This window comes from Chitinophaga sp. Ak27 (assembly GCF_012726295.1).
Taxonomy (GTDB): Bacteria; Bacteroidota; Bacteroidia; order Chitinophagales; family Chitinophagaceae; genus Chitinophaga.
This window is the reverse complement of record NZ_JABAOB010000008.1, coordinates 301,693-326,716: the sequence shown is the minus strand read 5'-3', so window position 1 is coordinate 326,716 and position 25,024 is coordinate 301,693. Positions and strand designations below refer to the sequence as shown.

General features: G+C 48.9%; 16 protein-coding genes. 9 read left to right on the top strand and 7 right to left on the bottom strand.

The features are described 5' to 3' along the window. Positions 1 to 11: 11 nt before the first annotated feature. Positions 12 to 683 carry a Crp/Fnr family transcriptional regulator gene (locus HGH90_RS25295; RefSeq protein WP_168766497.1) on the top strand — a complete coding sequence of 224 codons (672 nt, stop codon included), beginning with the start codon at positions 12 to 14 and terminating at the stop codon, positions 681 to 683. On the opposite strand, the gene HGH90_RS25290 is transcribed toward HGH90_RS25295, so the two are convergent. Continuing rightward, the gene (locus HGH90_RS25290; RefSeq protein WP_168766496.1) at positions 684 to 1,376 is read right to left on the bottom strand and encodes a Crp/Fnr family transcriptional regulator; all 693 of its coding nucleotides are present in this window, start codon (positions 1,374 to 1,376) and stop codon (positions 684 to 686) included. It lies immediately after the preceding gene. Further along, positions 1,351 to 2,139, bottom strand: coding sequence for a uroporphyrinogen-III C-methyltransferase (gene cobA / locus HGH90_RS25285; RefSeq protein ID WP_211093079.1), 789 nt, complete (start codon positions 2,137 to 2,139; stop codon positions 1,351 to 1,353). The genes HGH90_RS25290 and cobA overlap by 26 nt, the downstream gene beginning before the upstream one ends. A gap of 190 nt (positions 2,140 to 2,329) precedes the next feature. On the opposite strand from cobA, the gene nirB reads away from it, so the two are divergent. From nirB to HGH90_RS25245, 8 genes are all read left to right on the top strand, one after another. Beyond that, positions 2,330 to 4,825: a nitrite reductase large subunit NirB gene (gene nirB / locus HGH90_RS25280; protein WP_168766494.1), complete on the top strand. Its 2,496-nt coding sequence runs from the start codon at positions 2,330 to 2,332 to the stop codon at positions 4,823 to 4,825. Positions 4,826 to 4,850: 25 nt separating this feature from the next. Then, the gene (nirD, locus tag HGH90_RS25275; RefSeq protein ID WP_247679998.1) at positions 4,851 to 5,228 is read left to right on the top strand and encodes a nitrite reductase small subunit NirD; all 378 of its coding nucleotides are present in this window, start codon (positions 4,851 to 4,853) and stop codon (positions 5,226 to 5,228) included. A gap of 81 nt (positions 5,229 to 5,309) precedes the next feature. Further along, positions 5,310 to 6,632 (top strand): alginate export family protein, encoded by a 1,323-nt coding sequence (locus HGH90_RS25270; protein WP_169192144.1) that lies wholly within the window; start codon positions 5,310 to 5,312, stop codon positions 6,630 to 6,632. Between the two features lie 17 nt (positions 6,633 to 6,649). Continuing rightward, on the top strand, positions 6,650 to 7,939 hold the full coding sequence (locus HGH90_RS25265) for a NarK family nitrate/nitrite MFS transporter (protein WP_168766491.1): 1,290 nt from the start codon (positions 6,650 to 6,652) through the stop codon (positions 7,937 to 7,939). A 20-nt stretch (positions 7,940 to 7,959) separates the two neighbouring features. Then, on the top strand, positions 7,960 to 11,463 hold the full coding sequence (locus HGH90_RS25260) for a nitrate reductase (RefSeq protein ID WP_169192143.1): 3,504 nt from the start codon (positions 7,960 to 7,962) through the stop codon (positions 11,461 to 11,463). Further along, complete coding sequence (locus tag HGH90_RS25255) at positions 11,460 to 12,917, top strand: rubredoxin (RefSeq protein ID WP_169192142.1); 1,458 nt, start codon at positions 11,460 to 11,462, stop codon at positions 12,915 to 12,917. Before HGH90_RS25260 ends, HGH90_RS25255 begins: the two co-directional genes overlap by 4 nt. A gap of 76 nt (positions 12,918 to 12,993) precedes the next feature. Beyond that, positions 12,994 to 14,151: an MFS transporter gene (locus HGH90_RS25250; protein ID WP_169192141.1), complete on the top strand. Its 1,158-nt coding sequence runs from the start codon at positions 12,994 to 12,996 to the stop codon at positions 14,149 to 14,151. An 85-nt stretch (positions 14,152 to 14,236) separates the two neighbouring features. Then, positions 14,237 to 15,094, top strand: coding sequence for a class I SAM-dependent methyltransferase (locus HGH90_RS25245; protein ID WP_169192140.1), 858 nt, complete (start codon positions 14,237 to 14,239; stop codon positions 15,092 to 15,094). A 374-nt stretch (positions 15,095 to 15,468) separates the two neighbouring features. On the opposite strand, the gene HGH90_RS25240 is transcribed toward HGH90_RS25245, so the two are convergent. The 5 genes from HGH90_RS25240 to HGH90_RS25220 all read right to left on the bottom strand — a co-directional run bounded on the left by HGH90_RS25240 (position 15,469) and on the right by HGH90_RS25220 (position 25,024). Then, on the bottom strand, positions 15,469 to 17,004 hold the full coding sequence (locus HGH90_RS25240; RefSeq protein WP_169192139.1) for a nitrous oxide reductase family maturation protein NosD: 1,536 nt from the start codon (positions 17,002 to 17,004) through the stop codon (positions 15,469 to 15,471). A 61-nt stretch (positions 17,005 to 17,065) separates the two neighbouring features. Beyond that, positions 17,066 to 18,364: an IPT/TIG domain-containing protein gene (locus HGH90_RS25235; protein ID WP_168766485.1), complete on the bottom strand. Its 1,299-nt coding sequence runs from the start codon at positions 18,362 to 18,364 to the stop codon at positions 17,066 to 17,068. Between the two features lie 30 nt (positions 18,365 to 18,394). Further along, a complete protein-coding gene (locus HGH90_RS25230) occupies positions 18,395 to 20,236 on the bottom strand; it encodes a RagB/SusD family nutrient uptake outer membrane protein (RefSeq protein WP_169192138.1) in 1,842 nt (613 codons plus the stop codon). Between the two features lie 23 nt (positions 20,237 to 20,259). Next, a complete protein-coding gene (locus HGH90_RS25225; RefSeq protein WP_169192137.1) occupies positions 20,260 to 23,703 on the bottom strand; it encodes a TonB-dependent receptor in 3,444 nt (1,147 codons plus the stop codon). A 181-nt stretch (positions 23,704 to 23,884) separates the two neighbouring features. Then, a complete protein-coding gene (locus HGH90_RS25220; protein ID WP_169192136.1) occupies positions 23,885 to 25,024 on the bottom strand; it encodes a FecR family protein in 1,140 nt (379 codons plus the stop codon).

Below are 25,024 nucleotides of genomic sequence, written 5' to 3'. Positions count from 1 at the left end.
CGTTTGCAACCATGAAGAAAGCCGGGGCTTGCGATTTAAAGACTTGTTTCCTTTGCCAGTTCAGCATTCCTGAGTGGATTGCTGCGGTGGGAGACCATAAACAACATCTCTCTTATAAGAAGAATGAAACCATTTTCCAGGAGGGCAGCCCGGTAAAGGGCATCTATTTTTTATACGATGGGAAAGTAAAAGTGCATAAGCAATGGGGCGCGGAAAAAGAGCTAATTGTACGTTTTGCACAAAAAGGAGATATCCTGGGGCATAGGGGTCTGGGTAGTGGCGAACGCCTGTATACGGTATCTGCTACAGCATTGGAGGATACCACGGTGTGTTATACTGACCTGGCATTTTTTGAAGCATCGCTGAAAGTGAATCCAAAGCTCACCCTGAAACTCATGCAGTTTTATGCCGACGAACTACAGGAAGCAGAAAGAAAGATGCGCAACCTGGTGCATATGGATGTAAAAAGCAGGCTGGCAGACGCTTTGCTCGATATCAGCCGGCTGCATAATGATGTTCAGTTTACGATCAGCCGCCAGGATCTGGCGTCTTTTGCTGGCACTACTTACGAGACTATTTACCGCAACCTCCAGGAATTTATACAGGAGAAATTAATTGCGGTAGATGGCAAAAGCATCACCATTCTACAGGAAAAGAAACTAAAAAAATATATTACCCTCTGATTATTGAATGTCGGTTAAACGAAGCAGCATCGCTTCATTCAGAATGGTATAGTTTTTTCCCGACACCGCTACCAGCCGTTCGGCAATCAGCTCATTCAATATGCGGAACGTGGTTTCATAAGTAGCCCCGATATAAGAAGCCAGGTCCTGCTTACTCAATGCTATGTTGATAAATCCATCCTTATTAAATCCGAATTTTTGCTGCAGTAGCAGCAAAGCATTGGCTATACGGCCTTTTACGGTCATGTGGGCCAGATTGCGCATTTGCTTTTCCGAAGATTGCAGTTCCTGTGCATAAAATAACATCAGCTCGTATAACAGTGCATGGTTGATTTTCAGAGAAGCCTGGAAAAAATCCATCTCTATAAAACAAACCTTTACCGGTGCTAATGCCGTAGCCGATACTGGGTAAAACTGCTCCAGTCCCCCGATACCCCGATGCCCTATAATATCGCCTTTCTGCGCAAAACGCACAATCAGTTCCTTATCCGGGCCCCAATGTTTATGCACTTTCATCAGTCCTTCATGAATGAAGTAAATGCCAGCCACCGGGTCGCCTTCTTTAAACAGCATTTCGCCTTTTTGCAGGATAAAATTACGGCGGTGCAGTGCTACTGCCGGCGCCCATTCCTTGAGTGATAGCCGGCACAGGAGGCAGGTTTTTCCATCACAACCCTGTTTGTCTTTCTTCATGTACGAGGTGATTGTTTAGTTGTTGTACAGCAGTAGTGGTGAGCAGGGCGTGCAGGTTTACGACTGCGCCTACCACGATAATAGCGGGATTGCTCATCCCTGCGGCAGTGGCTCTCCAGGCAATATCCGTCACCGTACCGGTGACCATCTTTTGATGTGCGGTGGTGCCATCCTGGATGATGGCTACCGGCGTATCCTGCTTTCCGTGGGCGGCGAATAGTTCCATAATTTCACTGAGCTTACTCATCGCCATCAGGATTACGACGGTAGCGGTGGAGCGCGCTGCCAGGGCAATATCTCCCGAAATATCCCCTGAGCGGGTGGTGCCGGTAGTTACCCAAAAGCTTTCGGATATTCCCCGACAGGTGAGCGGGATAAACTGTGAAGCGGGTACCGCTATGGCGCTGGAGATACCCGGGATAACCTCTACGCCAATGCCATGGTCCCTCGCCGCCGTAATTTCTTCCACTGCCCTGCCAAATACAAAGGGATCACCGCCTTTGAGTCGTACTACATGCCCATGTGCCATTGCCATTTCCACGATCAGGTGGTTGATTTCCTGCTGCGATAAAGCGTGGCACCCATACCGTTTACCTACAAACCGGATAATGGCGCCGGGGCGGGCGTGGTGTAATAATGATTCGTTGACCAATGCATCATATAATATAACATCGGCGCGCCGAATGGTATTGACCGCTTTGAGGGTGATCATTTCCGGGTCTCCGGGACCTGCTCCAACTAACGACAAAAATGGATTCAACATTGGCATACATATTATATTTAAATTTATATATGATATTTAACACTAACGATACATAAATTTAAAACAAAATCGCTTAATTTTATAACCAACATCATACACCTACCTTGAAAATCATCTCCAAAACACAAAATAAGATTATATTAATTTATTTATAATATATCTGTTTTTTCTGATCCATAAATATAATCTAATGAAAGTAGTAGTCATCGGAAACGGCATGGTGGGCTATAAATGCTGTGAAAAGCTGGTAGCAAGGTCCGGCTCTTCTCCCCTCGAACTGGTTGTATTTGGAGAAGAACCCCGCCCTGCCTACGACCGCGTACATCTTACCTCCTGGTTTGATGGCAAAACAGCCAACGACCTTCTTCTCGCACCACTTAGCTGGTATACCGACAATGGCATCCGGCTCCACTTGGGCGACCCGATCATGCAAATAGACCGGACCAACAAAACCGTTACCTCCTATAAAGGCATTACCGAACAGTATGATTACCTGGTAATTGCCACCGGCTCTGCAGCATTTGTTCCGCCGGTACCGGGCATGGATAAAAAGGGTGTCTTTATTTACCGCACCATAGAAGACCTGGAAATGATGAAGGCTTACGCGCCACAGGCCAGCTGCGGCGCCGTTATCGGCGGCGGCCTCCTCGGACTGGAAGCAGCTAAAGCCCTGCTCGACCTCGGCATCAGCAATACCCATGTCATCGAATTTTCTCCAAGGCTGATGCCCCGGCAGATTGATGAACAGGGTTCCGCTATCCTGCAACATAAACTACATCAACTGGGATTAAAAATACTCACCGGCAAAAACACCCGGGAAGTAATGGGCGAGGAAGCCGTTACCGGGCTGCAGTTTGCAGACGATACCATTCTTCCGGCTGATATCGTAGTTGTATCTGCCGGCATCAAACCCCGCGATGAGCTGGCCAAAGCCTGCGGCCTCGCTACCGGCCCCCGCGGTGGTATCATTGTAAACGAACAACTGCAAACCAGCGATCCCTATATATATGCAATAGGAGAATGCGCCCTCCATAACAATATGATCTATGGCCTGGTAGCTCCCGGTTACGAAATGGCGGAAGTTGCCGTTTCCCACATCTGCAGCGATCACAAAGCCTTCACCGGCTTTGACATGAGTACCAAATTAAAACTCATCGGTGTAGATGTGGCCAGCTTCGGCGATCCGTTTCCTGCCCCCGATACCTGCCATAGTATTGTATTTGAAGATAAATACAAAGGAACCTATAAACGCATCAACATCACACCAGATGGGCAATTCCTGCTGGGAGGTATCCTCATCGGCGATGCAGCAGCCTATAACCTGCTGCTCCAAACTGCCCGCAACAAAATGGTACTCCCTGCCAACCCGGAAGAACTACTGCTGGGAAGCCGCGGTACTGCCGACAACGGCGCCGGCGTAACCGCCCTCCCCGACGAAGCCATGATCTGCAGCTGCGAAAATGTGAGCAAAGGCGCTATCTGTCAGGCCGTAACAGATGGTCATGAAACACTCGACGACGTAAAAAAATGTACGAAAGCAGGCACCTGCTGCGGTGGTTGCACCCCCATGGTAAAAGACCTCATCACCGCTACCATGAAAGCACAAGGCAAATATATCCGCAACGTGGTATGCGAACATTTTCCCTACTCCCGCCAGGAAATGCTGGATCTCATTAAACTGAAATCGCTCCGCTCCTTCGATGAAGTACTGGACCACTACGGCTCCGGGGAAGGCTGCGAAGTTTGTAAACCAGTGGTAGCCTCTATCCTGGCCAGCCTGTGGAATGACATGATCCTGGACAAAGGCAACGACACCGCCCAGGATTCCAACGACCGCTACCTGGCCAATATACAGAAAGGAGGCACCTACTCTGTAGTACCAAGGATTCCAGGCGGAGAAATTACACCCGAGAAATTAATTGTCATCGGGGAGATTGCCACCAAATACAATCTCTATACGAAAATCACCGGCGGACAGCGTATCGACTTATTCGGCGCCCATCTCAGCGACCTGCCGGACATCTGGGAAGAACTGATTGCCGCCGGCTTCGAAAGCGGTCATGCTTACGGAAAAGCACTCCGCACCGTAAAAAGCTGCGTAGGCTCCACCTGGTGCCGCTTCGGACTGCACGACAGCGTTAGCTTCGCTATCCAGATAGAAGAAAGATACCGGGGACTGAGAGCACCGCATAAAATCAAATCCGCCGTATCAGGTTGTATACGCGAATGTGCAGAAGCCCAGTCGAAAGACTTCGGCATCATCGCTACCGAAAAAGGCTGGAATCTTTATGTATGCGGCAACGGCGGTTCCAAGCCACAACATGCACAGCTGCTGGCAGCCGATCTCGACAGCGAGACCTGCATCCGGTACATCGACCGCTTCCTGATGTTCTATATCAAAACAGCCGATCCGCTTACCCGTACGGCCACCTGGCTCAATAAACTCGACGGCGGTATGGACTACCTCCGCAATGTAGTGGTAAATGATAGTCTCGGTATCGCCGAACAACTGGAAGCCGCCATGCAACTGCTGGTCGACAATTATAAATGCGAATGGAAAGAAGTGGTGGAAAACCCGGAACTGCGTAAACGTTTTTCTCACTTCGTAAATGCACCGGCTGATAAAGATCCAACAGTAAAATTTGAAACCATGCGGGCACAGAAGAAAGCCGCAGAATGGAAATAATTTCTTTACACAAAAATATATGGCTATGTCTACTACTCACACTACCACCGGCACCTGGTTCTTTGCCTGCAAAACAACTGATGTACCCACCAATGGAGGCGTATGCGTAAAGTACAATGATGAACAGATTGCACTATTCTTTTTTGCCCGCAGAAATGAATGGTATGCAACCCAGAATCTTTGTCCGCACCGCCGCCAGATGGCCCTCAGCCGCGGCATGACTGGCACCGTGCAAGATGAGCCCAAAGTAGCCTGTCCATTTCACAAAAAGACCTTCTCCCTGAAAGACGGCCGTTGCCTCTCCGACGAACATGAATGTTCCCTCACCACCTATCCCGTAAAGATTGTGGATGACCGGGTATACATCAACGTGGCAGAGATAACAGTGATGGCAGAAGTGTAAAAGACGAAACCCGGCAGCTGGCAGGCTGACCGGGCTTCTGATTCGGAAATGATTGGCTCATTCAAAATCAACCAAAGTTACATGAAAAAATGGTTCTCCCGCAGGGTATCTATGATACTCCCCGGACTACTGCTGTCGCAGTACGGCTATGCCCAGCTTTCGCTGGGCGCCCAGCTCCGGACCCGTACTGAATTACGCGACGGACAAGCGGCGCCACAGGTACAAGGCGCCGCCCCGGCTTTTTTCACCTCCCAGCGTACCCGGCTCATCGCCGGATTTAATGCCTACCGGATTAAACTGGGATTAACGGTACAGGACGTACGTGTATGGGGACAGGACGTATCCACCCTTAATCGCACTACCACGCCCGACAACAACGGCTTTATGCTGCACGAAGCCTGGGCCGAAATACTGCTGACCGACACCATCGTAAAAAATAAAGCACTGTCACTGAAAATAGGCAGACAAGAACTGGTATACGACGACAGCCGCCTGCTGGGCAACCTCGACTGGCTGCAACAGGGTCGCCGCCATGATGCCGCCGTGCTAAAATATGAAAGCAACAGCTGGGTCATGCACGCCGGCGCAGCTTTCAACCAGAACAAGGAAAATGCCTCCGGTACCGTGTACAACGCCACCCCTCCCGGCAATTACACTGCCAATACCAATGGAGGCAACGCCTATAAAAGTATGGAGTTCCTGTATGTTTCCAGGAAGCTGCATGCCGGCAACCTCTCTTTCCTGTTCCTGGCCGACCAATTCTCTAAATATCATACAGACAGCGTGGAACATGTAGCCGTAAAAGTGTGGGAACAAGGCACCCACCAACGCATGACCACCGGCCTATTCTATACGCAACAGTTCAATCAAATCGCCTTTACTGCTGCTGCCTATCAACAGTTTGGCACTAACGCCAACGGGCAAACGATAGATGGCCGCCTGTTATCCGCCTCGTTTTTATATAGTGTGAGCCAGGCATTCAGCGCAGGCGCAGGAGTGGATTACACCAGCCCTGATTTTGACCCGCTGTATGGCACCCCGCATAAGTTCTGGGGTAACATTGATTATTTCTATGTAGCCAGCGGCTTTGGCAACAAAGGGTTACAGGACTACTACATCAAAACCCGGCTAAAACCCGGCAAGCGTTGGGCATTCACCGGCGATGTGCATGAGTTTTATAGCGCCGCTGCTATTACAGGCATGTCGAAACAATTTGGTACAGAGGCAGATGTAACGGCCAACTATACCCTCACTAAGATGGTGGGCCTGGAAGCCGGCTACAGCCACTTCTGGAATACCAATACGCTCACGTCTCCTGCGGTAAAAAATATCAGGAATGCTGCCAGTAACAGTAACTGGGCTTACCTGTCTGTCAATATCCGGCCTGAGTGGCTGATTAAATAACCCGAAAAATTACTACTATGGCTGCTCCGCTAGATAAAATAAAACTCTTTAGCCTGAATACCATACAGATGCGCACGTTTCACATAACGTGGCTGATGTTTTTCGTTTGTTTCTTTGGTTGGTTTGGCCTGGCGCCGTTGATGCCGACCATCCGTACCGACCTGGGACTTAGCAAGGCACAGGTGGGCAATATCATTATTGCCTCCGTGTCAGGTACCATTATTGCCCGGTTAATCATAGGCCGGTTATGTGATACCTGGGGACCGCGCAAAACGGCCATCCGGTTGCTGCTGGTAGGTTCCATCCCGGTGTTCCTGGTGGGATTGTCGAGGGACTATACCTCTTTCCTATTATTCCGTTTAGCCATCAGCGTGATAGGCGGTTCTTTTGTGATCACACAGTTTCATACTTCCCTGATGTTTGCGCCGGCCATCAAAGGCACTGCCAACGCCATTACCGGCGGATGGGGCAATTTAGGTGGCGGCGTTACCAATATGGTGATGCCGGTCATTTTTGCGGCTATCGTAGGTTTTGGTTATAGTAATGCATCGGCATGGCGATATGCTATGATAGTACCGGGATTGATGATGCTAGGAGTTGCCTGGCTGTATTATCGTTTCACCAAAGATACGCCCAATGGCAACTTTGATGAGATTGGCCATCATCGCAAAAACGAAAAAACGGATTGGTCGATCCTGGCCGACTGGCGCATTTGGGCACTCACCCTGGCCTATGGGATGTGCTTCGGTATGGAAATTACTTTCGATAATGTAGCGTCGCTGCATTTCGTGGATACCTTTCATCTTTCTCAAAGCAGCGCGGGGTTCTGGGCGGGCATATTTGGTTTCATGAACCTTTTTGCCCGGGCATTGGGTGGCATTATATCAGACAAAGTAGGCGCTAAATCAGGAATGAAAGGCAAAGGATGGCTCCTGGCCCTGATGCTGCTGGCGGAAGGAATCGGATTATTATTATTTGCCCAGGCAGGCTCCCTCGTAATCGCCATTATGGCAATGCTGAGCTTTGCACTGTTTCTCAAGATGGCTAACGGCGCTACTTATGGCATTGTGCCTTTTATCAATGAAAAAAATGCGGGACTGGTCAGCGGCATCGTTGGAGCCGGTGGCAATATGGGAGGCATGTTATTCGGATTCCTGTTTAAATCGGACAGCATCACCTACGTACAGGCGTTTACGTATATCGGGTTTATCGTGATCGGCGTTTCCTGTATCGTGATGCTGACAAGGTTCGTTCGTCAACCAGCCACCAGCGAAGCATCCGTGAATGCGCCCGTAGCAGTATCCTAACTCATTTCTAAAATTCCGGCATGCAAGCAACATTCAAAACCACCTGTTGTTATTGTGGGGTAGGTTGTGGTATCGTAGTAGAAAAAGACCGGCAAGGTAAGCTGCATGTAGCAGGTGATAAAACGCACCCGGTAAATAAGGGCATGCTTTGTTCCAAAGGTATGAACCTGCACTATACGGTAATGGATACGTCCGACAGGCTGTTGTATCCTGAAATGCGCTATCATCGTGATCTTCCGAGGAAAAGAGTGAGCTGGGACCAGGCATTGGAAAGAACTGCTGCCGTATTTGCCGCCATCATAAAACAACATGGTCCCGATGCCGTAGCTTTTTACGCATCGGGGCAGTGTTTAACAGAGGAATACTATGTGGTGAATAAGCTGATCAAAGGATTTATTGGCAGCAATAACATCGACACCAATTCCCGCTTATGTATGAGCAGCGCGGTAGTTGCCTATAAGATGGCCCTGGGAGAAGATGCCGTACCGGGCACCTACGATGACATCGAACAGGCCGATTGCATTTTTGTAGCTGGCGCTAACCCCGCTTGGTGCCATCCCATTTTATGGCGCCGGGTAGAAGCCGCCAAGGCCGCTAATCCGGCGATGAAAATTATCGTCAGCGATCCGCGGGTTACCCAAAGCTGCGCCATTGCCGACCTGCACCTGCAGGTAAATCCCGGCACCGATATCGTTTTGCACCATGCCATTGGCCGCGCCCTGATCACCGCCGGTCATACCAACAGCCAGTTTATCCAGGCACATACCAATGGCTACGATCAATACAAGGATACCGTGATGGAACGCAGCATAGAAGAGGCAGCCGCTATTTGTGGTATTACCCCGGGGGAAATATATACCGCGGCGGACTATATCGGCAACGCTACCGGCTTCATGACTTTCTGGACTATGGGGCTGAATCAAAGTGTGGTGGGTGTGAACAAAAATCTGAGTTTAATCAACCTCCACCTGATCACCGGCCATATCGGCAAACCTGGCAGCGGGCCGTTTTCATTAACCGGTCAGCCTAACGCCATGGGCGGCCGTGAAGTGGGCGGTTTGTCCAACCTGCTGCCCGCCCACCGCGTGCTCAGCAATCCCCGCCACCGGGCAGAAGTACAGGCCTTCTGGGGAGGCACCACCCTATCGGATAAACCGGGATTCACCGCCACGGAAATGTTTACCGCATTGAATGACGGCCGCCTGAAAGCTATTTGGATCATGTGTACCAATCCGCTGGTAAGCCTGCCGGATGTACGCTTTGCAGAAGCGGCGCTGCAAAAGGCAAAATTTGTAGTAGTACAGGAAATTTCCAGCAAGCCCGAAACCCTGCGCTATGCCGATGTAGTGCTGCCCGCCGCCGCATGGACAGAAAAAGAAGGTACCATGACCAACGCAGAAAGGCGTATCAGCTATCTGACCAAAATTACCGATGCCCCCGGAGAAGCCTTACCGGACGCAGAAATCATCTGCCGTTTCGCCAAAAAGATGGGATATCACGGTTTCGACTATACGAACTTGTCGGAAATCTATGACGAACATTGCCGCCTCACCGAGGGCACCAACATCGATATCAGTCACCTGAACTATAGCACCCTCAAAGCAAAGCGCAGCGTGCAATGGCCGTATTATACCGGCAATGGCACGCCGCGCCTGTTTGAAGATCATGCATTTTATACACCGGATCAGCGGGCGGTTATTCATAGCTTTGAAGATGCCAATCACTCGGAACCACTCAGTCCCGAACGCCCGCTGATACTCACTACCGGCCGAATACGCGACCAGTGGCATACCATGAGTAAAACCGGCAAGGTGAGCAAACTGAAACAACATATTGCGTCCTCTTTCCTGGAAATACACCCGGAAGACGCCCGGCAGCGACATATCAAAGAAGGCGATATTGTAACGGTGAGCAATGGACGGGGAAATGTGCGGGTAAAAGCACAGCTCAGCAACAGCATCAAACAGGGCGTTGTTTTCTTACCCATGCACTGGGGTAAAATTTTGAACAGCGACCTGCATCGCGCTAATAACCTCACCAATCATCTACTGGACCCTATTTCCAAACAACCGGATTTTAAATATTCCGCCGTACAGGTACAACGCTATCAGAAGCCCAGGCAAAAGATAGTGATCATAGGTGCGGGGGCCGGGGCCTGCGGATTCGTGAAATCGTACCGGGAGCTGAATACCACCGATGAAATCGTGGTGTTCAGCAAGGAAAACCTTCCCTTTTACAACCGGGTAATGCTGCCAGACTATATCAGCGGCACCCAGCAATGGAAGCAGCTGGTGAAGATGACCCGCCAGGAAGAAACCGCGCACCGCATTACGCTGCACCGCGGCGTGAGCATTACTCATATAGACCGCAGTAACAAACAGGTAACCGATAGTAACGGGAACGTACATACGTACGATGTACTCCTGATGGCTACCGGTAGCCGGGCCGCCACGCTGCGTGATATTCCGCCTATCCCCGGCATCTTCACTATGCGTACCCGCATGGATGCCGATGCCTTCAAACAACATATACATCCCTCCGGAGGGAAAGTAATGATAGTAGGTGGTGGCTTACTAGGGATAGAGCTCGCTGCATCTCTCAAAGAAATTAATATAGACGTAGGCGTTATACAGCGTACATCCCGGCTCATGGACCGGCAGCTCGATACGCTGGGAGGACAGCTCCTGTACGAGGAGCTGACCGACCGTGGTATCGACATCATTTACAACGATGAAATAGACCGGTTCATCGGGCAAACGCAGCTGGAAGGTATCCGCATGAAAAGCGGGGTGTATATTCCATGCCAGGCAGTGGTGATGAGCATAGGCACCGTACCCAATATAGAACTGGCGCAGGCGGCGCAGCTGCAGTGCAACAGGGGCGTGGTGGTAAATGAATACCTCCAAACCAGCGACCCGGATATTTATGCCATTGGTGAAATAGCGGCTTTCAACGGCGTGTTGTATGGCATCACCGCGGCTGCCGAGCAACAGGCTGCCGTAGTGGCCCAGTATCTCAACGGCGATATCAGCCAGTATTACCAGGGATCGCTCTTTATGAATATCCTGAAAATGCATGGTACCGATCTCTGCTCGCTGGGCATGGTGGAAACACCCAAAGATCCGGCTTACGAAGAAGTAGTGTTCATCGACAAGGCCAAACGTTATTATAAGAAATGTATCATACACCAGGACAAGCTTGTAGGCGCTATATTGATTGGTGACAAATCGGAGTTCATCGAATTCCGGGATCTCATCCAGCAGCGGATTGAGCTGTCCGATAAAAGGCTGGAGCTATTACGCTCCGGGAAAAAAGGTACGCCGGTGATCGGCAAACTGGTATGCTCCTGCGGCAATGTAGGAGAAGGGAACATCCTCGAGAAAATTAAAAGCGGCTGTCATACCCTGCCGGCTTTATGCCAGGCCACCGGCGCCGGCATGGGCTGTGGTAGCTGTAAACCAGAAGTAAAGGCATTACTGGAAAAATCTATTCCTAAAACAACCACCGAACTGGTATCATCATGACAAAACATAGCCATACCCTGTCCGTTAATTTCACCGGTGGCATTATATCACCGGGTTTCCTGCTGGAGCTGCTGGAAACCGCCACCGATGCGCAGGCAACCCATGTACGTTTTGGACTGAGGCAACAGCTGTTAATAGACATTCCTGATAAGCACCTGGAAGCGTTCAAACAAGACTGCGCAGCCAGGCAGATTACCTTTGCTATGCAACCCAATATGATGAGCGCCTATCCGGCGGCAGGCATCTTTGTACAAAACAGCTGGCTCAGCGAAGGTATTTACAAAGATGTGTTTAATCTTTTTGAGGAGATGCCGTCGCTCAAAGTGAATATCTGCGATAGCGGACAAACATTTGTGCCCCTGTTTACCGGCCATATCAACTGGATCACTTCTTCGTATACCCATTACTGGTACCTGTACCTGCGCCTGCCAGGCAGTCAGCAGTTATATGTATGGCCCGAACTCATTTACACCAATCATATTGCCGAAGTAAGCAAAGCTGTGGAAACGTTCCTGCTGGCCGGCTATTCGCCAGAACAGGCTTATGCCGCGGTGAAGGATAGTTTATCATACATTTCCCGTGCTAAAGACCGCGACCTCGATTTACCGGCCTTTCACCTCCCCTATTATGAAGGATTTAACAAATACGACAACAACTACTGGCTTGGTATTTACCGGCGGGATGAGGATTTTCCCATCGACTTTCTGAAAGAAGTATGTACCATTTGCCTGGAAACGCGTACGGGTCAACTTTATGCCACTCCCTGGAAATCGCTGATCATCAAAAATATTGATGCACGACATCGGCCTTTATGGGATTATATATTGGGTAAACACGGTATTAACGTGCGCCATGCAGCTAACGAGCTCAACTGGCAGGTGGAAGATAATTGTGAAGATGGGCTGATATTAAAGCGGCATGTTATCCGGTACTTCGATACCGCTGATGTGCGCACTTATGGACTTTGTTTCAGTGTAAGAGTCAGGCATCCCGCCAGCCTTTTTGGTACCGTAGTTATCCGGCGGCAGGAAAATAAATATGGCAGCAAACTGAAGTACATGCAGCGGTATGATATCCTGTATACGGCAGACTACAACGCCAATTCGGCGCAATTGCTGGTATACCGGGAGGCGGTCACCAAAGAACAGCTGGGACCCTACATTGTGGCGTTGTGCAAAGCCTTCTATGAACAGCGTAGTGCCGCCAATGTATTACAACATTATGTAACCGAGCAGGCCTCCCAGACAGTGCACGCTGTGGAGGAAAAACAGGTATATCAATGTACCACCTGTCTTACCGTGTACGATGAAACGGTTGGAGATGCAGAACAGGGGGTGGCAGCGGGCACCCCGTTTACCAGCTTACCGGCTGATTATGGCTGTTCCATTTGTGCCGCGCCAGTAGGTGATTTCACGATGGTCAGGGAAGCCACGATTTTGGCACAGCCTGCTTAATGTCGGATATACAGTTAAAAAGAGCGCCCGAGTTTCCCGTGGTTTGTCTAATTTTGCATCCTTCAGTACGTAGATCATGTTAGCAAATATTCACAACGAAACCGATGCAAGGCAGTACAGGATTGCCACTTCCGTATTTTTCTTCCTCTCCGGATTAGGTTATTCGTCCTGGGCATCCAGGATTCCCTCTATACAGCAGCAATTGCATTTAAATGAGGCGCAGCTGGGAGCGGTGTTATTTGCATTGCCAATAGGGCTGATGCTCACAATGCCCATCACCGGCAAATTGCTGGGAAGCTTCAGCAGTCGCAAGATCATGGTGTTTGGAGCGTTGATATTTAACATCGTACTAAGCTTACCTGGCTTTACCACCAGTATCTGGCAGCTGGCCCTGGTATTATTCTGTTTCGGGTCGGCCCGCAACCTGCTCAATCTCTCTATGAATGCGCAGGCCGTACAGGTACAGCATTTATACCCGCAATCGATCATGACCACCTTTCACGGGATCTGGAGCGTGGCGGGGTTTACCGGCGCAGCAATCGGTTACCTGATGGTGAGCATGAATATAGCGCCTTCCTGGCACCTGTTGATGGTGAGCGTGTTACTACTGATTTTCACGATATATTATACTCCTAAAACCTTTCCCGACCAACCGGTAAAAGAAACCGTAAAAAGGGCAGCCTTTGCATTACCCGACAAGTCATTGCTGAAGTATTCGCTAATCTGCTTTGCCTGTATGGCCACAGAAAACACCATGTACGACTGGAGCGGATTATATTTTGAGAAAGTAGTGGGCGCCAGCAAATCTACCGCAGTAGCGGCCTTTGTGATATACATGGTGGCTATGACCACCGGGCGTTTTGCCGGCGACCGCCTGGTGAAAAAAATAGGGATCAAGCCCATCCTCATGTATAGTGGTTGGTTTATTCTAAGTGGCTTGCTACTCACCATCCTCTTGCCCTACCCTGTTACCGCAGGCATTGGATTTATATTAGCCGGATTAGGTGTAGCCTGTGTAGTACCATTGGTATTCAGCCTGGCAGGTAAATCTAAAAGTGCCAATAGTGGACAAACACTGGCATCTATTTCTACTATCGGCTACCTGGGCTTCCTGGTGGTACCTCCACTGGTGGGCTTTGTAGCGCAGGCCACCAGCCTTCGCTGGTCGTTTGCCATCATGGCGGTATGCGGACTCCTGATTATATGGATGGTAAAAGGCATCAAAGCGGAATAGCGGGAAAACCATTTTTGGTGAAGCGCAACTTTATCTCTAATTTTTAATATTAGTAATCAATTTTGTTACCTGTCACCCGAAATTTATGGAGCAAAGCAATTACCCAGCAGCACCAGACAATACCGCCGTGCGCGTGGCTTTGTGGAGAGCCTTACATGTAGCCATCGATGCACCGCCGCATATCCTGGAAGATACCATAGGATTACAGCTAATTGCACCAGACAACACCTGGCATGAACGGCCCGATATGGATCCCGTTTTCACCCAGGGGCTAAGAGCTTCTATTGTAGGCAGGGCCAGGTTTGTAGAAGACCTGGTCATCGAACAACATAAAAAGGGGGTTAGCCAGTATGTACTCCTTGGCGCCGGCCTCGACACCTTCGCACAACGCAGACCGGATATAGCTTCCCAACTACGGATATACGAAATAGATCAACCGGGTACCCAGGCCTGGAAGCAACGACGCCTTGCAGAGCTGGGATTCCATCTCCCGGATTCATTGCAATTTGTACCAGTCAACTTCGAAATATCTTCCTGGTGGGAGGAATTGATCGCCGCGGGATTTGATACCGGTCAACCTGCTGTGGTAGCCTGTACCGGCGTTAGTATGTATCTTACCCAGGAAGCGATTGCGGCCACCCTGCACCAGGTAGCGCAATTTGCCAAAGGGTCCATACTGGCCATGACTTTCTTATTACCATCAGAATTACTGGCGGAAGCAGACAGGCCCTTGCTGGACATCGCTAAAAAAGGTGCTGCTGCCGCAGGTACTCCTTTTCTCAGTTTTTTTGCGCCTGGCGAAATCGCCGCGGCAGCCCGCAGCGCTGGATTTAAACATGTGGAAATCGTTAACACCGAAAATATCACCGAACAATACTTTACCGGCAGATCAGATGACTTACGCCCTATTACCGGAGAAGAATTCCTGCTGGCAGTTACCTGACAATAATAAACCCGCCCCAAAAAGGACGGGTTTACTCAACTAAAACGAGACTTGAGCAATTGGATATCCGGCTATTAGCATACCCAAAAAGTTTTCCCCAAAGGGGTATACGCTACCAGCAGCAGCCTGCTGCCGTATTGTTAACTGTTAGTGCCTTACTGATACCGGAAATAAGAATATAGCTACGTTGCCGTTTAAACAGGGTTTCATTTCCATGGTGTACAGATTCTGGTAATTGTAATGTACATTAAGAACCCCATACCAACAATCACGTAAAAGCGGGATATTTGTCATGCAATGCCGGAGCCTGCAAAAGAAAAAGGCCGGCCACGTACAACGGCCAGCCCTTTATCTTCTTAGGGGTTTATGATGATTTATTGCTGTGCACCTTTGCTAATCAGGTTGTTCACAATCCTGGCCTTACCATCAATATCCAGGCTTCCATTCACCGCTTCTGAAATCACTACGCCGGTATTTTTTGCGGGGGAGTTGGCAGTAATATGCAGATCGGGCATAGTGGTGCTGACCAATAGCGGATCTGCTCCATAAACAGAGGCCGCATCTACGCCGGAAGTAGTCTTCCACACATTAAAATCAGTTATAGCAGGACCATTGGTGCTGCCCCAGATCCATTGCGGTGTACCGGTAGTATAAAAGAGATTATTGTCTATTACGTTGCCAGATCCTGTGTTGGTATACTTATGCACAAATACATCTACCGGCCTCGCATATACGATGTTGTTCTTAATAATGTTGTCGAAGCATTGCTCTGTCAGCCGGATTTCTCCTTCTATTTCCCCAAATGCACCTGGCTCGCGGTTATTCATGAACAGGGTATTATTTACTACATAACAGTTACGGGTGCCACCGGAAGTATATCCCAGGTAACCACCCAGGTAAATGCCGGTTCTCCAGCAGTTAAATACAAAATTATTTCTGACAATACAGTCGCGGGTAGGATATGCATCATTTTCACTCACAATGCCTATACCACGGTCTGCTTCATGTATGCGGTTTCTTTCCACGGTAATATTCCGCGCGCCATCTACATAAATAGCAATTGCTCCATGGCCGTGTATGCCTCCAATAGGGCCGCGGGTCATATCGATGTTATATAATTCGTTGTCGCTGATCACACCGTTGCGGGCATAATTGAACGCAGGGTTGCTGTTGGCCGCATATCCACCGGCGGCATCGATTCCAATGTTCTCTGTGTTATAGATGGTATTACCGCGAATGGTAAATCCGTCAACATACCCGTTGATGGTCAGATTTTCGCTGTAGCCTGTTTTTGTATCATGGATCACATTGTTTTCCACCAGGATATTTTTCATTACATCAACCGTATTACCAATGATTTCAATACCGTGCCCACTTCTGCCATCGGCAGGAGCGGCATTGTGTTCAATGTTATAAATGCGGTTATTACGGATGATAATATTGCTGGAACCTGCATCAGCTGTGATCCCATTAACGTTGGCCCCTGGCGCACTGCTTTTCAGGTTGCAGATATCAAATCCTTCCAATACCACGTAACTGGCACGGCTAATCGTTACCAGCGATTCTTTCCCACTTACCGATAACCCGGTGCCGTCAATTACTGCTTTTTCACCGGCATAAGCCTTGAGTGTAATTAATTTATCGAGCCGCCCGGATTGAGGAAAGGTCACCTTCTCGTAATAATTACCGGCCCTTACAATAACGCTGTCGCCAGGAATGGCTTTCAATAAGGCAGCATTGATGGTGCGCATAGGAGCGTTCAATGATCCGCTGGCAGCGTCGTTGCCGCCGGTAGCTACATAGTAAGTGTGTGTGCCGGCCAGTACCGGTTCCGGTACTGGTGAGCCGCTTTTACTGCAGGCACCCGTCAGCAGCGCAAATAAAAAGAGATACATAGTGTTGTTAAACATATGATTAAAAATATAAGGCTGCAATATTTCTATTGCAGCCCCGGGTTTACATTTGATGGCTTTACTCTGTGACTATCTTTCTGACCCTGTTGTTATTCTTATCTAAAACGTATACAATTCCATTTTTATCCACGGCTACGCCCATGGGCATATTAAATGCGGCGGCGGTGCCAATGGCGTCTGCAAACCCTCCAGTGCCACTGCCTGCAAAAGTGCTTACATCCCAGGTCCCCGCTTTAATATAGCGAACACTTTCATCCACGTTAGGTCCATAGCTACCATTACCGGCTACGAAAATATTACCACCGGCATCGATGGCGAGTCCCCAGGGATTGGCAAAACGAGCTGCCGTGCCTACGCCATCTGCATAAGCAGGCGTACCGGTAGCACCTGCAATTACTGTAGGCTCCCAGGTATCTGCTTTCAGCTTGATAATGGTATGTTCGCTATTGCTGGATACAAACAGGTTACCGGCCGGATCAAGGGCAAGTCCTCCCGGCGCCGCGATGGTAGCAATATTCACACTGCTGCCATCGGGTTTCATTTCAAACACTCCACCACCGCCAGTGCTGGAATAATATATCTTTCCGTTTGCTTTATTAACAGTTACATTCCAGGGCTCCTGCACGGTGCCTCCTATCCTCGACGTAGTGCCATCCGGCGTAATTTTCCGGATACTCCAGGTGCCGGGATCGGCAGTATATACGTTACCCGCTGCATCGATGCCCAGGCCATAGGGGATGCTAAACGTAGCGCCAGTGCCTATCCCATCTGAACCACCTGCATTACCCGGATGCCCCGCCAGGATAGATACCTGCCCGGTTTTGTCAATTTTACGAATACAGGCATTTCCCGGATCGGCCACGTATACGTTGCCGTTATCATCGGCTACAATGCCCATCATTCTCAACCAGCCAGGGTTACTAAAAGTAAACATCGCATCTGTAGGACCACCATCTGCATAACCTGCTTTACCATTACCGGCCAGCGTGGTTACTGTATGGGTGAATACATAATTAAATATAGCGGTAGACTTACCGCTGTCTTTCCCGATGGTAACTACCACGTTACCGGAGCCGCATCTTTTCGGCACTACCGCCATAATCTGCTTTGTGTTGGCGCCCACAATGGCACAGCGGTTACCGTTGATCGTAACGCTGATTTGGCTGGTATCTCCGGAGAAATTATCTCCCGAAATTAAAATTTCTGTGGTACCTCCTCCGGTAGTAGGTGTAAAGTCGGATATCGTGACAGGCGACCCTACCACATGCTGCAACCCCTCATCTTTCTTGCAACCTGTTAGTATGGCCGATATTAAAAAGCAACCGGAGAGTATATATGTATGCAATGACCTGATCATAGCAATAATTTAAAATTGAATAAATAAATTTTACCAGCCTGGGTTTTGTACCAATGAACGATCCCTTTCCAGGTCGCCCTGAATGATCGGGAACAGGTACATTTTATCGTTCCATACCCTTTTCTGGAATAGCGTGCGTTTGTAAAAACCCGTAAATGAAAATCCAAGTCCCTGGTCGTTGGCATTTACATCCATTCCATAGATGGTCTGGTTTTCCGGGTTACCCAGCATTTTCCGACGTAGCATGGTATAGCAACGATCGCTTTCAAAGCAAAACTCTACCTGTCTTTCTCTCAGTATATACTTCCGCATTGCCAGTTTATTACCTACCGCATCCGGATAGGTGGTTTCAATACCCGGCAGTCCCGCCCGGGTTCTTACCATATCCAGGTAGGTAACAATATCCGGGTTAGTAGGATCGTATTCGTTCAATGCTTCCACGTAGTCCAGTAATACCTCGGCATAACGGATAAGAATATACGGAGAACGGTAAGCGGTGACATCGTTGCGGATATTATCACTGGAGCTGACCCGCTTCAGGGGCAGATAGCCGGTGAGGTTATTGCTGCCGGCTGATTTTTGCCCGGATTTACCACTGTAGTAAAACTCCACTCTTCCTTTCCCGTTGATATTATTGTCGGAAGAATAATAATTCTTATCATCAACCGTCACTGCCGGTACTACCGGACGGCCATTATAGGCGATGTAAGCATAAAAGCGTGGTTCCCGGTTAGCGTACATGTTCCAGTCGCCCTGGTGATGCCCCCAGTCATAATCATCGTCTGATTGTGCAAATCCCGTTTCCACATAGTTGGAAGCCGGGTCATCGATGGTGCGGCCATTCTTCATGTAAAAGGCATCTACCAGGTTTTGGGTAGCATTATACATGTTATAACCTCCGGGGCCGGGAGAAACACATTTGGTGTATCCCCAGCGGCTCCAGTCAATACTACCCAGGATGATTTCATCGTTCCAGGTGGTCAGGAACAAATCACGCACAGAGAGATACGGGTCGAAAGAGGAGCCACCATTATCCAGGTTGGTGAATAATTTGTAGTGGGCAGAGTCGATGATATCTTTTGCGGCCTTAGCGGCAATCTTCCACTTATTCACATCGTAACCCACCGGTGCCAGCTGCTTGCCATCGTTATTTTTGAAATTGGCAAACGCAGGGTTTCCATTCCATAGTTCGCTCGCAGCCAGTTGCGCTACTTTTTCCTTTACGGCCATGCAAGCGCCTTTGGTGGGCCTTCCCAGGTTGCCGGACGAATTCCATACACCCGGCAAGCCAGCAGCGGCTTTATCCATTAGCCCATTGATATGTGCTACGCATTCATCGAATGAGCCACGGGAGTACTTGGTAAAATCTTCATCCTGCCCAATCAGTTTGGATACAATGACAAACGGGCCATATTTTCTTAACAGCTGATAGTAGAAGTATCCCCGCAAAAAGTTATTCTCTGCTTTATATTGATCCTTCAACGTCTGGCTCAACTGGCTCTCCGGCACTTTATCCACATTCTGGTCAAAGATGATCGACTTACGGATGAAGCCATACATATAGCCCCAGCTGTCCCAGTTGTTGCCATCAGAAGGGGTCCAGTTGCCCGATACCATAAATCTTACCCCCACCGTTGGAATAGCTACGGAAGTTTCATCTGAAAAACCCATCGATGCCCAATCGCCCCCATCAGGCCCCCGCATGCCAGTGTACACATTATTCAGATAAGCTTCGGCGTTAGCCCTGGTTTGCCATATCTGGTCTTCCGTTAAAAGATTATCAGGTTTCTTGTCCAGGTACTTGCTGCAGGACGCCAGGCTCATGGCGATCATGCCGCAGCAAAAAAGTAACAGGTATTTATATCTGGTCATAAACGTATTCTTTTTTGTCTTGATTAGAATTGCGCTCTCACGCCAACGGTCACTGTTTTCGGATAAGGATACTTAGCGGAGTTATTACCCAGCTCAGGATCCCATAATTTAAACTTCGTGAAAGTGAGCAGGTTGGTGCCTGCACCATATACTTGTAAACTGCTGATACCACGGCGTTTCATCTGGGGAGTGATAAAAGAATAACTGAGCGATGCCTGCCGGAGCCGCATGAAACTACCATCTTTCAACCACCAGGTGCTGTTCTGATAGTTGTTATCATTTACACTGGCTACCGTTAACCGGGGATAGTGCGCATTAGGATTCGGGTTATCGGGCGACCAGCGATTCAGCATATCAGATAAGCCATTGGCGGTATATTGTCCCATACCGGCGAAAGGTATTACGCCTACGCCCGGCGCGCCATCCTGGCCATGGGAAATATCGGCGCCGTTGGCCATGATACCTACATCTGCTACACCAGCAAATACACCAGACAATTCAAATCCTTTATAACCAATGTTGAAACCGTATCCGTAAGACCATACAGGGAAAGCCGATTTATTCAGATAAGTAGCATCGTTGGCGGTAATTTTTCCATCACCACTGAGATCTTCATACTTAACATCGCCGGGAAATACGGTTCTGAGTTGCGTTGGGCTTTTATCCACATCATTCTGATCTTTGAACAATCCCAGGCTTTTATAGCCATAGAAAGCGGTAGCACTGGTGCCTTCCCGTTGCTGGTAGGGGAAAATGGCTTTCGGATAATCGGCGTACAATACTTTGTTACGGGCGTAGGTAATGTTACCGAATAAACGGATAGTCACATCTTTACCAATATGATCAGTGTATTCCACACTACCATCCACCCCTTTATTTTCCAACTCGCCCAGGTTACCATAAATTTCGATACCACCATAACCTGCAATAGAAGAGATGGAGTTACGACGTACCAGTATATTGGTTCTCTTATCCCGGAAAGCGTCAAATACAAAGCTCAACTTATTCCAAAATCCTATTTCTAAACCCACATCTGTTTTAGCAGACTTTTCCCAGGTGAGGTTTTGTGTTCCGATAACGGAAGCGGCAATACCGGGATAATAAGTAGGAGAACCGGAACCACCAAAAGAAGTACCGGAAGCATCATTGATATAGGTAAGATAGCCAAACCGGTCGCCATTGCCTATCAGGTCATTACCAGTCATACCGTAGGAACCGCGAATTTTCAGTAAGCTGATGGTTTTAGTCAGTGGCTGGAAAAAATTTTCTTTCGAAATCACCCATCCGGCAGAAGCGGCAGGGAAATAACCCCAGCGTTTTCCTGTTTCAAAGTTTTCAGAACCGGTGGCCCCCATGTTTACTTCCGCCAGGTATTTGTCGAGGTAAGAATAGGTAACCCTGGCCGCAGCATTCTGGCTACGGTAAGGAATGGCAGTCTTCAGGTCTCCAGCTGAACCAATCACGCGGTTTCTCATAGCTCCCACCAGCAGAGCGCCAACATTATGCTTACCGAAGCTGTGATCGTAGGTCAGGTTCCCTTCCAGGTACATCATGCGCTCACCGCTGGACGAGCTACCATACCCCAGGTAAGTACTACCAGTACGTGTGCGTTCAAAATTCAGCGAGCCATCTTCATTCCGGCTGCCGGCATACCATAAGTCATTTAATCCTTTCCGGGAGTTGTCGAACTCGCCGTAAGTATCAAAAGAGAATTTAACGTTAGCACTCAACCCGGAGGTAAACATATCCAGCTTTTGGTTGAGGTTTAATACCGATTGTACCGAAGGTCTGAACTCAGTACTATATCCGGCATTCTGCACCATATTAAAGGGATTGGCGCCGCCATTGTTACGTGGGCCGGCCCATTTATCGCCCGGATATTTTACCGGGAAAGAAATCGGGTTAGTACCATACGCCGCATACCAGATAGCGCCGGCCGAGTTACCCGGGTAACGGCTGTTTACCAGCATGGAAGCGAGGTTGAGGGAAAGCAGTGTTGTTTTGGTGACGTTCAGATCTACGTTACTTCTGAAATCGTATCGCTTAAAATTTAGATTGGGGTTATAAGTTGTTTTGGTGACTTTATACTGACCTTCCTGGTCATAAAATGACATCGACACATAATAACGCATGGCTTCTCCACCTCCGCTTACATTCACATTAGCATTGGTCATGGAAGCCCACTTCTTATAAATCGTGTTAATCCAGTCAACGTTCGGATACAGGTAAGGATCTAATCCGCTGGCGGTCTTTTGGATCGCTTCATTGGTATAGGTAGGTTGGTTACCCATGTTTACCTGCGCTTCATTATATAACTTCATATAACTAACGCCGTCCAGCATTTTAGGCAGCTGGGTAAGTCCGCTCATACCTGTTTCTGCTTTGGCAGATACTTTCGGCTTACCGGCTATCCCCCGGCGGGTAGTGATGATCAACACGCCGTTGGCGCCCTTGGCGCCATATACCGCCGTAGCCGATGCGTCTTTCAACAGGGAAATACTCTGGATATCTTCGGGATCAATATTATTGAAAGCACCGCCATAGGTACTGTTTACATCTTCTCTTTGCACCCCGTCTACGATGATCAGGGGCGATGTGCTACCGGTAAAGCTGCCAATACCACGAATAGTGAAGTTAGGATTATCATAACCGGGTTCACCGCCACCGCTCTGCATGGAAATGATACCGGCCACTTTACCTACCAGTGCGTTGGTGAGGGATCGTACCGGCGTTTTCATATCTTCCATATTTACAGAAGCAACCGAACCCGTTACCGTTACTTTTTTCTGGTTACCAAAACCTACTACCACCACTTCTGTCAGTTTATCCACTTTAGCCGCTAAACTGATTTTCATGGTCTTCTGATTATTCACCCTCACTTCTTCCGTTTGCATCCCCATCATGGCTATACGCAGGATATCATTGCGGTTGGCGCTGATGGAAAAAACACCCAAAACGTCGGTAACGGTACCTTTTTTGGAGTCTTTCACCGTAACGGAAGCACCAGGTATCGGACTACCATCGGCATCCATTACCTGGCCCCGTACCAGCCATTCTACCTGTTTATCCTCTCCTGCCGGCACAGCCGCTGAAACAGGTTCGGCCGGCGCTTCTTTTTTGTCGAGCACAATGCGGTTCCGCTGCAAAACATAGCTGATATTTTTATTCTTAAAAATAAAAGCCAATACATCGGCCAGTTTGGCCTGTTGAAAATTCAGGCTGATTTTTTCGGCATCATTGAGCAGCTGGTTACTGTATACCAGTGTGAGGCCGGTTTGTTTTTTAATAGCCCGGAACACCTGCAGGAGTGATACATCATTACCGGTAACGGTAACAATAGATTGCAGGGAAGGAGTCGAAGTCTGGGCCTGTACAGGAAAAAATGTGGTACATACCAGGCTGCACAGCACCAGCAGACGTACCATTGTTCGCATAGCCAGGTAGCGTTGGCGTATACTTTTTCTCATGCGGGAATTGTTTACAAGTTAAAATGATTGGATAGCGATTGGTTGACAAAAGCTTTGCAATACAACTACTCCGGTTTTATGAAAACGGGTGACAGGAAGCAGTAACTTTTTTTTCAAATCCGTAAAATGAGCCGTGGGAACGGTGTACGTATTGGAAAATACTTTGGGGGAAGGATGTGATTTATCTCAATGTAATTTCATTACCAGTCACCTGGTAGTCGATATGAGCGGTTGTTTTGAGGTCGGATAGGAAGTCATCCAGGCGTTTTCTATCCATTAAACCGGTGACAGATTTCCCGGCCATTTTTTCCTGGTCCAGTACGAAACGTACCCCGTAGAACCGGGAGGCGGCAGACAGGAGGGCCGCCAGGGGCATACGGTGGTAATAGTATATCCCATCGCGCCAGGAAAGCACTTCTTCTTCATCGAAGTGACTGGTGGTAAAACCAGCAGCTGCATCATAATCGGCCTGGATGCCAGGGCTCAATGTTTGCTGCGCTCCGCCTTTGGCGCTGGCAACTACCTTACCGCTCACCAGCGATGTTTTCACCATGCCGGCCTGGTAAGTATTAATATTAAAAGCGGTACCCAATACCTGTACCTGTGTTAAAGCAGTACGCACTATAAAAGGACGGCGGGCATCTTTTGCCACGCTGAAATAAGCTTCTCCTTCTACGTATACTTCCCTGGCTGACTGTCCGAACATAAAGGGGAAATGCAGCCTGGTAGCGGCGTTCAACCATACCTCCGTACCATCAGACAACGCTAGCTTATACGTTTCTCCCATGGGCACTTCCAGGGTATTGAGCATCGTATCGGCGGAAGTATATTGCAGGGCGCCCCGGCTGGTATTCAGTGTAGCGTTGTTTAAGGCAATGGTTTGATGGGTGGAATCTCCCAGGACAATGGTTTGTCCTTGTCCCAGCACTAGCTTTACCGGCTCTTTGGCTTGCCGTAGTAAGGCGTTGGCAGTTAAAGGAGCAGGATGACGTTTGTTAACCAGGAAGAACACTGCCCCGCCGCCGATCAACAGTACAGCCACTGCGGCAGCTGCGGCAATCCTTCTCCAGGTAATCACCGGGCGGATAACCGGCGCCTCTCTCTGTTGTTTCACGTGCGCAAGGGAAGCAGTGGAGTCGATGCGTTGCAGGTAGTCGCCGGCATTCATATTGGCAGCTTCCCTGGAGAGTAGTTGCCATTCAGCATAGAAAGCAGGATCGTTTTGTAACTGTCGCTGCACATAACTCTCCTCGTCCGCCGAAAGTGTTCCGGACAGGTGTTGTATGTATAATTCAAATATTTTTTCCTGCGATGTTTCCAT

Excerpts from the sequence above, each read along its gene's own strand:
- HGH90_RS25295 (WP_168766497.1), top strand. The coding sequence starts at position 12 with ATGAAGAAAGCCGGGGCTTGCGATTTAAAGACTTGTTTCCTTTGCCAG.
- HGH90_RS25290 (WP_168766496.1), bottom strand. The coding sequence starts at position 1,376 with ATGAAGAAAGACAAACAGGGTTGTGATGGAAAAACCTGCCTCCTGTGC.
- cobA (WP_211093079.1), bottom strand. The coding sequence starts at position 2,139 with ATGTTGAATCCATTTTTGTCGTTAGTTGGAGCAGGTCCCGGAGACCCG.
- nirB (WP_168766494.1), top strand. The coding sequence starts at position 2,330 with ATGAAAGTAGTAGTCATCGGAAACGGCATGGTGGGCTATAAATGCTGT.
- nirD (WP_247679998.1), top strand. The coding sequence starts at position 4,851 with ATGTCTACTACTCACACTACCACCGGCACCTGGTTCTTTGCCTGCAAA.
- HGH90_RS25270 (WP_169192144.1), top strand. The coding sequence starts at position 5,310 with ATGAAAAAATGGTTCTCCCGCAGGGTATCTATGATACTCCCCGGACTA.
- HGH90_RS25265 (WP_168766491.1), top strand. The coding sequence starts at position 6,650 with ATGGCTGCTCCGCTAGATAAAATAAAACTCTTTAGCCTGAATACCATA.
- HGH90_RS25260 (WP_169192143.1), top strand. The coding sequence starts at position 7,960 with ATGCAAGCAACATTCAAAACCACCTGTTGTTATTGTGGGGTAGGTTGT.
- HGH90_RS25255 (WP_169192142.1), top strand. The coding sequence starts at position 11,460 with ATGACAAAACATAGCCATACCCTGTCCGTTAATTTCACCGGTGGCATT.
- HGH90_RS25250 (WP_169192141.1), top strand. The coding sequence starts at position 12,994 with ATGTTAGCAAATATTCACAACGAAACCGATGCAAGGCAGTACAGGATT.
- HGH90_RS25245 (WP_169192140.1), top strand. The coding sequence starts at position 14,237 with ATGGAGCAAAGCAATTACCCAGCAGCACCAGACAATACCGCCGTGCGC.
- HGH90_RS25240 (WP_169192139.1), bottom strand. The coding sequence starts at position 17,004 with ATGTTTAACAACACTATGTATCTCTTTTTATTTGCGCTGCTGACGGGT.
- HGH90_RS25235 (WP_168766485.1), bottom strand. The coding sequence starts at position 18,364 with ATGATCAGGTCATTGCATACATATATACTCTCCGGTTGCTTTTTAATA.
- HGH90_RS25230 (WP_169192138.1), bottom strand. The coding sequence starts at position 20,236 with ATGACCAGATATAAATACCTGTTACTTTTTTGCTGCGGCATGATCGCC.
- HGH90_RS25225 (WP_169192137.1), bottom strand. The coding sequence starts at position 23,703 with ATGAGAAAAAGTATACGCCAACGCTACCTGGCTATGCGAACAATGGTA.
- HGH90_RS25220 (WP_169192136.1), bottom strand. The coding sequence starts at position 25,024 with ATGGAAACATCGCAGGAAAAAATATTTGAATTATACATACAACACCTG.